The sequence below is a fragment of the Mesorhizobium sp. M8A.F.Ca.ET.207.01.1.1 genome (genome assembly GCF_004794715.1).
Taxonomy (GTDB): Bacteria; Pseudomonadota; Alphaproteobacteria; order Rhizobiales; family Rhizobiaceae; genus Mesorhizobium.
This window is the reverse complement of the sequence record NZ_SRUS01000299.1, coordinates 1-340: the sequence shown is the minus strand read 5'-3', so window position 1 is coordinate 340 and position 340 is coordinate 1. Positions and strand designations below refer to the sequence as shown.

1 protein-coding gene is annotated in these 340 nt (G+C 73.2%); it reads right to left on the bottom strand.

Going from position 1 to position 340, the window contains the following annotated elements:
- Positions 1 to 297: hypothetical protein (locus EN850_RS34635; RefSeq protein ID WP_210238056.1), on the bottom strand; the 297-nt coding region annotated here is incomplete at its 3' end.
- Positions 298 to 340: the final 43 nt, after the last annotated feature.

Here is a 340-nt window from a genome sequence, read left to right as displayed (position 1 = left end):
CGAGACCCTGCCGCTGGCGGCCCCGACTTCGGCCTTCTGGCCGCTGCGCCGCTCCTCGCGGGTGTAACCGCGCGCCTGTGGGTTCGCGCTGGCCGGCAGGTGCTTGCGGGCGAAGGGCCGCCCGTCCGCGCACTGGTACAGCACCCAGCGCTCGGCTCCCTCGGCCGCATCGCGTCGCCAGTGCACCTCGCGGTAGAGCAGGTCGCCGCGCGCCGACGTTGCTACCCCCTCGCTTCGCAGCCAGGGCGCGGCCAGCGCGACATGGGGCAGGCACAGCAGCAGCCAGGCGGTACGCATCGCGTTCATCCGGAAAAGGAGGGCTGAGGTCATACGGCGGGGA